General features: G+C 71.7%; 15 protein-coding genes. 8 read left to right on the top strand and 7 right to left on the bottom strand.

The features are described from left to right. Positions 1-150 precede the first annotated feature (150 nt). The 3 genes from ACWCPW_RS41160 to ACWCPW_RS41150 form a co-directional block, all read right to left on the bottom strand. Positions 151-711: a hypothetical protein gene (locus ACWCPW_RS41160; RefSeq protein ID WP_449766741.1), complete on the bottom strand. Its 561-nt coding sequence runs from the start codon at positions 709-711 to the stop codon at positions 151-153. Positions 712-912: 201 nt separating this feature from the next. Then, positions 913-2,103: a sensor histidine kinase gene (locus ACWCPW_RS41155; protein WP_449766740.1), complete on the bottom strand. Its 1,191-nt coding sequence runs from the start codon at positions 2,101-2,103 to the stop codon at positions 913-915. 2 nt (positions 2,104-2,105) lie between these two features. Then, entirely contained in the window at positions 2,106-2,759 is a 654-nt protein-coding gene (locus ACWCPW_RS41150) for a response regulator transcription factor (protein ID WP_449766739.1), read from the bottom strand. An 87-nt stretch (positions 2,760-2,846) separates the two neighbouring features. Between ACWCPW_RS41150 and ACWCPW_RS41145 the strand changes: the two genes are divergently transcribed. Together ACWCPW_RS41145 and ACWCPW_RS41140 are read left to right on the top strand one after the other, a co-directional pair. Continuing rightward, positions 2,847-3,623 carry an ATP-binding cassette domain-containing protein gene (locus ACWCPW_RS41145; RefSeq protein WP_449766738.1) on the top strand — a complete coding sequence of 259 codons (777 nt, stop codon included), beginning with the start codon at positions 2,847-2,849 and terminating at the stop codon, positions 3,621-3,623. Then, complete coding sequence (locus tag ACWCPW_RS41140) at positions 3,620-4,639, top strand: ABC transporter permease subunit (protein WP_449766737.1); 1,020 nt, start codon at positions 3,620-3,622, stop codon at positions 4,637-4,639. The genes ACWCPW_RS41145 and ACWCPW_RS41140 overlap by 4 nt, the downstream gene beginning before the upstream one ends. A gap of 185 nt (positions 4,640-4,824) precedes the next feature. Here ACWCPW_RS41140 and ACWCPW_RS41135 read toward each other — a convergent pair whose 3' ends face one another. The 3 genes from ACWCPW_RS41135 to ACWCPW_RS41125 all read right to left on the bottom strand — a co-directional run bounded on the left by ACWCPW_RS41135 (position 4,825) and on the right by ACWCPW_RS41125 (position 6,890). Next, the gene (locus tag ACWCPW_RS41135) at positions 4,825-5,013 is read right to left on the bottom strand and encodes a hypothetical protein (RefSeq protein ID WP_449766736.1); all 189 of its coding nucleotides are present in this window, start codon (positions 5,011-5,013) and stop codon (positions 4,825-4,827) included. Positions 5,014-5,331: 318 nt separating this feature from the next. Then, on the bottom strand, positions 5,332-5,577 hold the full coding sequence (locus ACWCPW_RS41130) for a hypothetical protein (protein ID WP_449766735.1): 246 nt from the start codon (positions 5,575-5,577) through the stop codon (positions 5,332-5,334). A 221-nt stretch (positions 5,578-5,798) separates the two neighbouring features. Next, positions 5,799-6,890 carry an AraC family transcriptional regulator ligand-binding domain-containing protein gene (locus ACWCPW_RS41125; protein ID WP_449766734.1) on the bottom strand — a complete coding sequence of 364 codons (1,092 nt, stop codon included), beginning with the start codon at positions 6,888-6,890 and terminating at the stop codon, positions 5,799-5,801. A 217-nt stretch (positions 6,891-7,107) separates the two neighbouring features. Here ACWCPW_RS41125 and ACWCPW_RS41120 point away from each other — a divergent pair, with 217 nt between their 5' ends. From ACWCPW_RS41120 to ACWCPW_RS41095, 6 genes are all read left to right on the top strand, one after another. Next, positions 7,108-7,236: a hypothetical protein gene (locus tag ACWCPW_RS41120; RefSeq protein ID WP_449766733.1), complete on the top strand. Its 129-nt coding sequence runs from the start codon at positions 7,108-7,110 to the stop codon at positions 7,234-7,236. Positions 7,237-7,242: 6 nt separating this feature from the next. Then, positions 7,243-8,220: a zinc-binding dehydrogenase gene (locus ACWCPW_RS41115; RefSeq protein ID WP_449766732.1), complete on the top strand. Its 978-nt coding sequence runs from the start codon at positions 7,243-7,245 to the stop codon at positions 8,218-8,220. Between the two features lie 112 nt (positions 8,221-8,332). Continuing rightward, entirely contained in the window at positions 8,333-8,788 is a 456-nt protein-coding gene (locus tag ACWCPW_RS41110; protein WP_449766731.1) for a VOC family protein, read from the top strand. A gap of 58 nt (positions 8,789-8,846) precedes the next feature. Next, positions 8,847-9,761: a pyridoxamine 5'-phosphate oxidase family protein gene (locus ACWCPW_RS41105; protein WP_449766730.1), complete on the top strand. Its 915-nt coding sequence runs from the start codon at positions 8,847-8,849 to the stop codon at positions 9,759-9,761. Positions 9,762-9,781: 20 nt separating this feature from the next. Beyond that, on the top strand, positions 9,782-9,979 hold the full coding sequence (locus ACWCPW_RS41100) for a ferredoxin (RefSeq protein WP_449766729.1): 198 nt from the start codon (positions 9,782-9,784) through the stop codon (positions 9,977-9,979). Beyond that, positions 9,976-11,163 carry an NAD(P)/FAD-dependent oxidoreductase gene (locus ACWCPW_RS41095; protein WP_449766728.1) on the top strand — a complete coding sequence of 396 codons (1,188 nt, stop codon included), beginning with the start codon at positions 9,976-9,978 and terminating at the stop codon, positions 11,161-11,163. Before ACWCPW_RS41100 ends, ACWCPW_RS41095 begins: the two co-directional genes overlap by 4 nt. 424 nt (positions 11,164-11,587) lie before the next feature. On the opposite strand, the gene ACWCPW_RS41090 is transcribed toward ACWCPW_RS41095, so the two are convergent. Further along, positions 11,588-12,451 (bottom strand): NAD(P)H-binding protein, encoded by an 864-nt coding sequence (locus ACWCPW_RS41090; RefSeq protein WP_449766727.1) that lies wholly within the window; start codon positions 12,449-12,451, stop codon positions 11,588-11,590. Positions 12,452-12,637 lie beyond the last annotated feature (186 nt).

Genomic DNA, 12,637 nt, shown 5'->3' with positions numbered 1-12,637 from the left:
ACTCCGCTTCTTCGGTGCGGTTGCCGCACCACACATGCACTCGACCCCAGGACGCGGTCGGCCCTCGCGTCTGCGGAATGGTGGGGTATCGGCCACGGGAAGAGAAGGCAGGTCGTGATGGCGGCTGTGGTGGCAGGGTGGCCGGCCCTGTCATAGACCGGCGGCTGTGCGCAGGCATGTGCGTTCGTCGTCGCGCAGTGGGGCGCTTGACAGGAGCGTGTCGTCGTCGAGGAGCCGCCGTACCCATGTCGCGTCGGTGGCGAAGACGGTCCGGCACAGGGCGCGTTCGGGGTGGTCCTCCTCACGGCCGCTGATCGCCAGGGCGTATGCGTTGTCGGGGTCGGTGGGCTCGGAGCACGCGGCGGCCACCAGCACCAGGACGAACAGCTCGTCCCGGCGGGGCGCTTCGGGATCGGCCGCCAGGCGCAGCAAGAACGGCAGGACCGCCGCCATGGCCGTGGAGATGCTCAGCGGGCCGGACATCACCACCCAGCCCAGTGCCCGTTCGGCCTCCTCGGCCGCGTCGGGGTCCAGCAGACCACGCAGCACGACCGGGATGTCCATAGGGCAGTCGGGGATCGCCGACCACACCACGTCCTCGCACCCCGCCAACGCGGGGTGCGAACAGGGGCCCTGCGCCAGGTGCGGATATGCCGCCACCAGTTTCGCGATCGCGGCCACCGCCGCCGCCTCGTGATCCACTTCGCACACCGCGAACCCCCTGTTCCAGCCACGTTATCCGGCGGGCGAGATCCGCTGCCCGGGGTCGGGACGGCGATGATCGCCGTGCGAAACCGACTGCGAGTGCGGTCGGTTCGCGTAGGTGACGGTATCGAACTCGGGTCGTGCCGGCTTCCGGGATTCGGGTTCGGTCGACGGGGACCGCCGGACCGTCCGGGGTGGTCGGAGGGTTCAGTCGCGCGGATGGTCCGGTTGTGAGTCGGCTCGTTTGAAGGCTGTCCCTCGGTGACGTGGCTTCCGTGCGAGGGCTTGGGGGCGGGGTTGCGCGACTTCGAAGGTGACCTGCACGGTGAGCCCGCCGTCCGCCCGGGCGTGCGCGGTGAGCCTGGCGCCGTGGGCGGTGGCGATGGCTCGGACGATGGAAAGACCCAGTCCCTGGTGACCGTCGTCGGCGGTGCGGTGCAGGCGCTGGAAGGGCTCGAAGAGCTCGTCGACCTTTTCCGGCGGTACGACCGGGCCCGTGTTGGCGATGCGCAGCACGACCGTGCCGTTGCTGCGCCCGGTGCTGATCTCCACCCTGCCCCCGGGCACGTTGTAGTGCATGGCGTTGTCGCACAGGTTGGCCACGAGCCGGTCGACCAGGGCCGGGTCGCCGACGACCGGCGCCGGCTCCAGCACCGCGTCGATCTCCACATCCCCACGACTGCGATCCCGCAGCGTTCGCGCCACCACCGACGCCAGGTCGACCGGCTCGTCGCGGTCGCGCACATGGGCGCTCCCGACCAGGGTCAGCAGCGACTCCAGCAGCCGGGTGCGCTGCTCGTTGATGGCCAGCAGCCGTTCGAAGTTGGCCCGGAACGACGCCACGTCCGCGGCCGGGTCGATGAGCGGCTCCTCGAGCAGCGCGTGCTCGACGGCCAGCGGCGTCCGCAGTTCGTGGGCCGCGTTGGCGACGAACCGCTTGTGCGCGTCGAGCGCCACCTCGAGCCGGCCGAGCAGCCCGTCGACGGTGTCGGCGAGGTTCTTCAGCTCGTCCTCCGGTCCGCTGGGCGAGAGCCGCTCGTGCACATTGTGGTCGGAGATCTGCCGCAGCCGTTCGGTCATGGTGCGCACCGGGCGCAGCATCCGGCCGGCGATCAGCCAGCCCAGGACCGGTGAGACGAGACCCAGAATGATCAGCGCGATGGTTGGCAGGACCAGATCGATCCGAGGCCGCTCCGGCCGTGGCCCGACGTGGTTCGGCACTCGGCCGCCCGGCGGGAGCGGGTCGGCCGGCCCGGCCTGGTCGACGCGCGGGACGAAGCCGATGTCGCCCGGCAAGTGTCGCGCGAGCGCGTACATGATGACCAGCAGGAGTCCGCCCGAGACGACGGACATCAGACAGTGCAGCAGGGTGAGCCGCAGGCGCAGACGGTATGGCATGGTCATATCCGGTAGCCGGCGCGGGGTACGGTCTCGATGAGCGGGGGGTCGCCGAGCTTGGCGCGCAGCCGATTCATCGTCGCCTTGACGGTCGTGGTGAAGGGGTCGGCCGCCTCGTCCCAGACCCGGTCGAGCAGTTCCTCGGTGGAGACCACGCGGCCACGGTTGGTCAACAGGTACTCCAACACGGCCAATTCCTTCGGGCTCAGGGACAGGCGCGCGCCCGCCCGGGTGGCGGTCCGCTGGGCCGGGTCGAGCCGGAGTTCGCCGTGGACCAGCACCGGCGGGGTCGCCCGCTGGGTACGTCGGGCGACCGCGCGGATGCGCGCCACGAGTTCGGCGTACGCGAAGGGCTTGGGCAGGTAGTCGTCGGCGCCGAGCCCCAGGCCCTCGACCCGTTCGGCGACGGTGCCGGAGGCGGTGAGCATCAGCACCCGGGCGGGCACCTGTGCCGCGACGAGCGCGCGGCACACCTGGTCGCCGTGCACGACCGGCAGGTCGCGGTCGAGTACGACCACGTCGTACGCGACGATCGAGGTGCGCTCCAGCGCGTCGGCCCCGTCGTAGGCGACGTCGACGGCCATGCCCTCGCGGCGCAGCACCCTGGCGACCGAGTCGGCGAGGTCGCGCTGATCTTCCACCACCAGTACCCGCATCGGCTGAGGGTAGCCGGGTCACCCGTCACAGCCGGGTCACAACGGCGCGGACCCGCCCGTGACCGCCGGTTGGCTAGAACGGTCGCCATGACCACACCGGTTATCGAAACCGAGCAACTGGGCATGCGGTACGGCCGCCGCGTCGCCCTCACCGAGTGCACCTTGAACGTCCCGGCCGGGCGGGTCGTCGGACTGGTCGGGCCGAACGGGGCCGGCAAGTCCACCCTTCTCGGCCTGGCCGGCGGCCTGCTCACCCCGACGTCCGGGCGGATCGCCGTGCTCGGACACAGGCCCGGCGAGGGCGCGGCGCAGCTCGCCGACGTCGCGTTCGTCGCCCAGGACGCGCCGCTGTACCCGAGTCTGACCATCGCCGACCACCTGCGGTTCGGTGCGCGGTTGAACCCGAGGTGGGACCAGCCGTACGCCGAGGCGCGGATCAAGCGGCTCGGCCTGGACCCGGCGCAGAAGGCCGGCCGGCTCTCCGGCGGGCAGCGGGCCCAGCTCGCGCTGACCCTGGCCGCGGCCAAGCGCGCGCAACTGCTCATCCTGGACGAGCCGGTCGCCGCGCTCGACCCGCTGGCCCGGCGGATGTTCCTCCAGGACCTCCAGGAGTTCGTGGCCGAGGTCGAGGTGAGCGTGGTGCTGTCCTCGCACCTGCTCGGCGACCTGGCGCGGGTCTGCGACCACCTCATCGTGTTGGCCGCCGCCCATGTGCAACTGGACGGGGAGGTCTCCTCGTTGCTCGCCGGGCATTCGCGCGTGACCGATGGCGCCGGTGAACACATCGTGCCGAACCCGGACGGCCGGCCGGTGGACCTCGAGGACTTGGTGCTCGCGTACATGGCCGGGGAGGTCGTCCGATGATCTGGGTGACTTGGCGGCAGTTCCGCGCGCCGGCGTTGTCCCTGCTCTCGGGATGCGCGGCGTACGCGCTGGTCCTGTGCTTCGTGGGCTACGCGATGCGCCACACGTACAACACGGAGATCCTGGACTGCCGACCGACGGACGGCTGCCTGCTCGACGACGCGAAGAGCGCCTTCCTGCGCAAATACGCGTCCACGGTGAATGCGGCGGGGGTATTCCTGCTCCTGCTGCCGGCCGTCATCGGCGCGTTCTGGGGCGCGCCGATTCTCGCGCGCGAGTTCGAGACGGGCACGCAGCGGCTGGCCTGGACCCAGAGCGTGACCCGGCGGCGCTGGCTGGCGGTGAAACTGCTGCTGCCGGGCCTTTCGGCACTGGTGCTGACCGCCGCGCTCAGTCTCCTGCTGACCTGGGCCGCAAGCCGTTACGACCTGGTGGAGGACAAGCGATTCGCCGCGTTGTCGTTCGCCTCACGCAACGTCGTACCGGTCGGGTACGCGCTCTTCGCGTTCGTGGTCGGCACCACGGCCGGGCTGTTCCTGCGCCGGACCGTGCCGGCGATGGCGGTGACGCTGGTCGTGGTCGGCGCGGTGTTGCTCCTCGTGCCGGGGCTCGTACGGCCCCATCTGCGCCCGCCGGCGACCGTATCGGTGCCTTTCGACGACCGCAACGCCGACGTGTCCTTCGGGCACGACCGACCGGCTGTCGTCACGGGGTACGAGGTGCCCGGCGCCCTCATGCTCTCCCAAACCTCGAACCTGCGAACCGAGTCCGGCCACATCGTCTACCCGTCGATGGTCGCGGACTGCCTGGACCTCGCCCTCCAGTCGATCGCCGAAAGCGAGGGTCCGGGCGCGGTCCACGAATGCCTGGCCGCCAAGCGCCTGCACTTCGACGTGACCCTGCAACCGGCCGACCGGTACTGGTCGTTCCAGTGGATCGAACTCGGCGGCTACCTGATACTGACGGCCGGGCTGGGCAGTCTCGCGTACTGGAGGGTCAAACACATGCGGGCATGACCGGGCGCTCGCGGCTCGGGTTCGCCGGGGGTTCCGCGAGGAAATGCACGTCGTGGCGCTCCGGACCGGGCGGACACGGAAACCGCCGCCAAGGCGTCGCGCTCGGTCCGGCCGCGCTCGACGCCTCGACGCCTCGACGCCTCGGCGACGGTGGGTGGTCGGTTACCCGTTTCGCGTGACCCGGGTCATGAGTGGGTCGAGGGCTGGGTGGCGGGGGCGGTGGCGATCGAGATGTTGAAGTCCACCGGGCCCAGGACCCCGTACAGGCGCAGCCACAGGGGCATCAGGAGTTCCGTCGCGCGGGCACTGGACAGGTCGCCGAGGTCGATGATCTGGGCGGGGGTCCAGCCGAAAGAGCCCAGCAGGGTTGCCACTTCGGCCTTGGCGGTCTCGTCGTCGCCGCTGAGGAATACGTTGTGGTGGCCGGGGACGAGGCCGGGCTCGGGGGGATCGCGAACCGCGCGCGACGCGTGTGTCGTGGCGTCCGGCAGGCACGATCAACCACGTGGACCAGCGCCTCGACCATCCGGCCGAGTCACCACACCGGTTTCGCCGCGTCACCTCGTCACCTCGCCACGATTGCGGAGGCTCGGTGAACGTTCCCGAGGCGGGCCCGCCATCGCGCCGTCGCGGAGGCGGGTCCTCCTCGGGGGTTCCCGTGGACGGGGTGGTTCAGAGGCGCGCGGGCCGCGCTATGCGTCGGCGATTCGTGCGGTCCAGCCGTCCTGGAGTTCGGCGCCGTCCACGGTGATGGCCTCGACCGTTCCGGTGGCCGGATCGATATCGGCTTGCACGTCGTCGCCCGCGTAGCGCGGATGACCGGTTGCTCCCTTCTCGCCGGTGGGACGGACCGTCGCCGACCGCACGGCCGGCCCCCGGGCCGCCGGCGGCATGTCCTGCACGTTGTACGGATAGATCAGCACCTCGAAGGTCTCCATCCCGCGCGTGTACCCGGGATCGGCTCCGCCCACGAGTCCTTTCGGACAAAACCGGATCGTGGTGGGGACGACGGTGCGGTCGCGGGGCGAATGGCGCGTCTACGACCGCGGCAGGGGCGAGATTCCGTGTGGTTGCCCGGGACAGGACGTCTACGCGCTTGATGCCGTCGCCGGAGCGGGCCCGCAGTGATGCGGTGCGCTGCTGCGGTGCCCGGTGCGGATCATGTGTGCGGGGCGGGTGGGGGTGGGTCGGTCGGCGGTTTCGGGGAGGGGTTCTCGCCGTTCGGGGGCGCCGAGTGTTCGTGACGCCGGCGCAGGTCGCCCGGGGTGGTGCCGTGCCAGCGGAGGACGGCGCGGCGCAGGGCACGCGCGTCGCTGAAGCGCGCGCGGGCCGCGATCGTTCGCATGGGGACGTCGCTGTCGCGGATGAGGTCCATGGCGAGTTCCTCGCGTACCACTTCCACTTCGTCGCGCCACGTGGTGCCGAGCTCGCCGAGTCGGCGTTGCAGCGTTCGCGGGCTGAGTGCCATCCGCCGGGCGACCGAGGCCAGCGACAGGTCGGGGTCGTGGAAGGTCGCGCGGAGCGTGGTGCGGAAGGTGCCGTGCCAGCCGAGGACCGGCTTGGCCGACGCGATGGTCATGTCCGCGTGGCTGCGCAGGACGTCCTGGAGGCCCGGCTGGGTCTGCGGCATCGGGGCGTGCGCGTCCTCGGCGAGGTAGGTGATCGAGTTGACCGGGGCGCCGAAGTCGATGTTCCGGGTGCCCAGGAGATCGGTCAGCGGCCCGAGCGTGTTCGGCGGTCCGTGTCGGAAGGTGACTCGCACCGGGACGACGGGACGCCGCAGCCCCTCGGTTGCCCGGCGGCTGATCAACGGCAGGACGAACTGCTCCACGGCGGCGACCACATCGGGTTCGGCGGGGCCGGTGGAGTGCGTCACGGTGAACAGGCGGCCGTCGTCGGTCACATGCAGCTTCTCCGCGCCCGGATCCCCGATGACCGTGACGTAGCCGCAGCCGGTGCGCAGCGATTCCGCGAGTGTCTCGCCGGATGTGAACAGGTAGTCCCACACGCCGAAGGTACCCATCGGGGCCAGTTGGACGGCGTGCAAGCCGGCGTGTACCGCGGGGCGTCCGAGGACGATCTGCTCCCACAGCACGAGTGCGGTGGGTGTGGACACCCGAGCGAACTCGTCGGCCAGGACGGTGTCGCCGACGTCGGGTAGTCGTACCAGCCTGGCCGGATCCATCCCCGCCCGGCGCGCGGCGTCGACCATGAAGCGCCCCATGCGGGCGGAGACGGTTCCGTTGAGCACAGTTTCCGAGGCTAGATCATGATCGGCGCCGCGTCGATGGTGGCCGCCTCGTTGGCATCTGCCGTCCCTTCGGTGGCGGGCCGGGTCCCTCGTCCGGTCGGGCCGGCGACCATACGGTCGAAGAGTCAGAACGAGCCGCGGCGAACCGCGGACGGCCCGAAGCGGTGCCGCCCGACGGGACGTGCCGCGTACCTTCCCGAGTGAAACGGAACCTGCTGTGAACGACCCCACCACGCGTGTCGTGAAGCTCCTCGTGCTCTCCGAGAGCCCGCGCGGCGCGTCGTACGACTCGGCGCCGCCGCCGGCCCCGCTTGCCGACACGCACCGCTCGGCCGGCGTGCGGTGAGCCGCAGTGCGAGCGGCCTGGTACGAGCGCCACGGTCCGGCCCGCGATGTCCTGACCCTCGGCGAGTTACCGACACCGTTTCCCGCACCGGGCGAGGTCCGGGTCCGGGTCGCCGTCTCCGCCGTCCATCGGTGCGACACCCGCAAGCGGCAGGGGACGCCGGGATCGGTCATGCGGTTTCCCCGGGTCGTCCCCCATGACGACGGCGCCGGAGTGATCGACGCGGTGGGGCGGGGTGTCGACGCGCGCCGGCTCGGGGAGCGCGTCTGGGTCTACCTCGCGCAGTCCTACCGGCCGTTCGGCACCGCCGCCGAGTACACCGTCGTGCCCGACCCGCAGGCCGTTCCGCTGCCGGCGGGGATCCCGTTCGACCAGGCGGCGGGCTTGGGCAGGCCGGGCATCACGGGTCACCGGGCGATCCTCGGTGACGGGACGGTGACCGGGCAGACGGTCGTGGTCACCGGCGCGCTGGGCTCGGTCGGCCGCAGCTCCCTCGCGGTGGGCCGGCGCGCGGGGGCCACGGTGGTCGCGGCGGTGCGACAGGGCGCCCATGTCGCCCGGGCGTTGGCCGCGGGGGCGCATCACGCCGTAGACCTGACGTCCGGTCAGGTTGCCCGACGGATCCGCGAGTTGGCGCCGGACGGCGTCCACCGCGTCGCCGATTGCGCGTTCACCGACAACCTCGCGACCTGGTTGGAGACGCTCGCGTACGGAGGGACCATCGCGACCTATGCGAACGGCCGCAGCCCGGCCCCGGTGCCGTTCCAGTTGCTCGCGGTCAAGAACGTCACCGTGCACTTCCTGGGCAACGATGACTTCCCGGACCACGCCAACCACGCCGCCGCGGTGGAACTCACCGCCGCACTGTGCGCGGGCGACCTGTGCTTCCCCGACGTCCGGCGCTTCGCCCTCGACGACATCGTCCAGGCCCACGAGGCCGCCGAACACCCCGCGACCCGAGGCCGCGTCGTCGTCACACCGTAGGCGGCAACCTCAGGGAACAAGCTTTCCTTTCTAATGGCTAGAGTCTACTCTGAACATTAGATAGACTCGTTCCGATCAGCCCATCCATCACCATCCGAGGAGCAAGGACGAGATGAGCACCATCAAGGCACTGCAGACCGGCCACGTCGGCCTCAACGTCACCGACCTCGACCGTTCCGTGTCGTTCTACAAAGCCGTATTCGGGTTCGACGTCGCGGCCGAGGGCAAGGAGGCCGACCGCCGGTTCGCCTTCCTGGGCCGCGACGGCAAGCTGCTGGTCACCCTGTGGCAGCAGAGCGAGGAGGCCTTCCCGGCCGACCGGGCCGGCCTGCACCACCTGTCGTTCCAGGTCGAGACCATCGACGAGGTGAAGGCCGTCGAGCAGATCCTGCGCGGCCTCGACGCGCAGTTCGCGTACGACGGCGTGGTACCGCACGGCGAGAACGGCACGTCGGGCGGCATCTTCTTCACCGACCCGGACGGCATTCGCCTGGAGATCTACGCCCCGAGCGGCGCCGACCCGGCCGACGCGCCCACGCAGGGCGCGCCCACCTGCGGCTTCTTCTAAACCCGCGCGGCGGTCGCGCCGCGACAGCCAACCCCAACACCGAATCGGGAGGAACGCCGTGGCAACCCACTACGAACCCGGGGAGATCGCCGTCCAAGAGCGCGCCGGCCTGACCCGTCAGGCTTCACACGCGCTGGCCGGAATCGGCGACACGATCCCATCGGTCGCCGCGGCGTTCCTCGCCGACCAACCCGTGATCATCGTCGGCGGCACGGACCGCGAGGGCCGCATCTGGGCGACACAACTGACCGGCGCCCCGGGATTCCTGCGGGTTCCCCACCCGGGCACGCTGATCGTCGACGCGCTGCCGATCCCCGAGGACCCGCTGGCCGAACTGCTCTCCGGCCCGGCCCGGGTCGGCATGATCGCCATCGAGCCCGCCACCCGCCGCCGCATGCGGATCAACGGGCACTCCACCCCGGTGGACGGCGGGCTGCGGGTCGACTTGGACCAGGTCATCGCCAACTGTCCCAAATACATCCAAAGGCGCGACGCGCATGTCGTCGACACCCCCGGCGGCGCGACACGCTCGCGTGCGGTCCGCCGGGGCACCGCGCTCACCACCGCGCAGCAGGACATCGTCCGCGCCACCGACACCTTCTTCGTCGCCACGTCCGACGGGTCCGGCAACGCGGACGCCTCGCACCGCGGCGGAAACCCGGGCTTCGTCCAGGTACTCTCGCCGACCCTGCTGCGCTGGCCCGACTACCTCGGCAACGCCATGTTCCTCACGCTCGGCAACCTCGAATCCCACCCGGCCGCCGGCCTGTTCGTCCCCGGCTGGGACAACGGTTCGTCGCTGCACCTGTCCGGCACGGCGCGCACCGTCTGGGACACGGACGAGATCGCCGCCGTCCCGGGCGCCCAGCGCCTCGTCGAGTTCACCGTGCACGACGTGGTCGAGATCGCCGATGCCGTGCGGCTGCGCTGGAGCACCCCGGAGTACTCGCGTTTCAATCCCCCTGTCGCCTGAGCCTGTAAGGGAGTTCGCCCATGCGCATCACCGTGGACATGACGGTGTGCGAGAGCCACGGTCAATGCGTCTTCGCCGCACCGGATGTGTTCGCCTTCGACGACGACGACTATCTCATCTACGACGCGGAACCCCCCGCGGCCCTGGCCGAGCACGTACGCACCGCCGCCTCGATGTGCCCGGTCCGCGCCATCACCATCGCCGAGGACGACGCATGAGGCGCGTCGTGATCGTGGGCGCGTCCCTGGCGGGCCTGCGCGCCGCACAGACGCTGCGCGCCGAAGGGTTTCGCGGCACCCTGACCCTGGTCGGCGCCGAGCCGCATCTCCCGTACGACCGGCCGCCGTTGTCCAAACGCATGCTGACCGATGCGGCGCGGCCCGAGGACGGCGACCTGCCGATCCCGCCCGACCTCGACGCGACCTGGCTGCTCGGCACCCCGGCCGAGGCCCTCGATCCGGCGGGCCGCACGGTCCGACTGGCCGACGGCCGCGAACTGGACTACGACGGACTGGTCATCGCCACCGGCGCCGCCGCTCGGCCCCATCCGGCCCGCCACGTCCCCGACGGGGTCCGCACCCTACGCGGGCGCGACGACGCGGCGGCACTGCGCGGCGAACTGCGTGCGGGCCGCCGGATCACCGTGGTCGGCGGCGGCTTCCTGGGCAGCGAGATCGCGGGGGCGGCCCGCGGCCGCGGGCTCGACGTCACCCTGGTGGTGTCGACCGCCCAGCCGTTGGCCCGCCTGGTGGGGGAGCGGGTCGGCGCCTACGTTGCCGAGTTGCACCGAGGCGCCGGAATCACCCTGGTGACCCATCGCACCGCGCTGGGCTTCACCGGGAATCCCGCCCTGACCCAGGTCGTCCTCTCGGGCGGCGACACCATCGACGCCGACCTCGCCGTCCTCGCTCTGGGCGCCGAACCCAACACCGGGTGGCTCTCCGGGTCGGGCCTGCTGGTGGCCGGGGGCGTGGCGTGCGACCCGTGCCTGCGGGTGCTGCACGAAAACGGTGGGCCGCTGCCGAACGTGGTCGCGGCCGGCGACGTCGCCATGTGGCCGCACCCGCTCGCCGACGGCGCTTCCATCGCGCTCGGCCACTGGAGCAACGCCGCCGAGCAAGCCGCGGCGGCCGCGCGCACCCTGCTCCACCGCGACGACGCCCGGCCGTTCACCGCGGTGCCCTCCTTCTGGTCCGACCTGCACGGGTCCACGCTGCGCGCCGTCGGCCTGCCGGCCTACGCCGACGAGCACCGAGTCGCCCAGTACGACCTCTTCGGCCGCAGGCTGGAGGTCACATGCCACCGCGCGGGGCGCCTCGTCGGCGCGGTGACGGTGGGCCGCCCCGGTCGCCTCGCCGCGTACCGCCGCATCCTGACCGAAGAACTGCTCCAGGCAGCCTGAGCACGAGTCCCTCCGGGCGGGTGTGGGGTGGGCCGGCGACGGGGACGCCGGCCCACCACGGTCGGCACAACGAGCGACCCGGCCCCGGGTCCCGCACGGGCCGCCGACCCGATGGGCGCGACATCGGGTCGTTCCGCCGGCGCCTCGCCGTGGGCCTCGTGTCGGGGCGGGCGGGTAGAGTCCGCGGTCACCGACACACCTCTCCTCCCCGAGAGGTGTCCGGTGGTTGCGGTCGGCCCGCCTTCCCCGCGCGGCACCCCCCTTCGGGACGGCGGGCCGTTCCACGTCGCTGCGCGGCCCACGCGGGGGTGGGGCCGCGCGGCGGCGTCCGCGGACCCACACAGGCCGATCGTCGCCGTCCGGATCGCCGTCGGTGTGCGATATCCCGTATGTTCCGTCGCGCGCGGATACGGTGTTCGGCCCGTCAGGCCTCCAGCGCCGCGCGGAGGGCTGGGGCGTGGTCGGCGGCCCAGGTGGCGAAGGTGCGGCCGGGGCGACCGGTCAACTCCTCGAGGGTCGGCAGTGGTTCCTCGGGGACCTTTACGCGCAACGCCTGGTAGTCCAGGACCTTGCCGACCACCTGCGGGGGCCAGCCCGTGGCCAGCATGCGTTCGCGAGCCGCGGCAGGCGAAAGCTCCTCCCAGGTCAGTGGAAGTCCCGTTGCCTCCGCGAGGACGGCGACCTGCTCGGCCTGGGTGATTGCCGCCGGGCCGGTCAGGACGTAGCGGCGTCCGCTGTGGTGCGGCTCGGTCAACGCCAGTGCCGCCACTGCCGCGAGGTCCGCCTCATGGATCGGGGCCGCCGCCGCGGCACCGTAGGCCGCCCGCACGCTTGCGCCCGCGCGCAGATCGGCCATCCAGCGCCAGGCGTTGGCCATGAAGCCGTGCGGGCGCAGGAACGTCCAATCCGGCACCGCTTGTTCGACGAGCTTCTCGACCGCACCATCGGGTCGCGACGGATCGTCGTCGGCAACCACGGAGGACAGGTAGGCGATGCGGCGGATCCCGGCCTCGGCCAGTGCCGCCACGGCCTCCTCGGCACCGTCCGCAGTCACGAACGGCCAGACCAGGAAAGCTGCTTCGCACCCACGCGCGGCCGCGGCCACCGTCGACGGATCGGTCAGGTCGGCGCGGACGAGTTCCAGCCGGTCGGCATCGGCGAACCGCGTCGTCTCCGGATCCCGCGCCGGCGCCCGTACGCGATGCCCACCGTCCAGAAGGGTCGCCACAAGGGCACGTCCGACCGTCCCGGTCGCTCCGGTCACCAGAATGGGCAGGTCTGCGGTCATGGCAACGCTCCTGGAAGCAGGGCCTCGCGCGGGAGGCCGGTCATGGGGTCGTCCACGACCGTAGAACGGGACGGGGGGACTCCCAATGCCTCATCGTCTTCGGTAAATACGCAGACGTATCGGGGATGGATACGCAGACGCAACAAGGTCGAGACCCTCGCGCCGGCATGACCCCGCAGGACGGCC

Source organism: Embleya sp. NPDC001921 (genome assembly GCF_053594475.1).
This window is presented reverse-complemented; position numbering and strand designations above follow the sequence as displayed.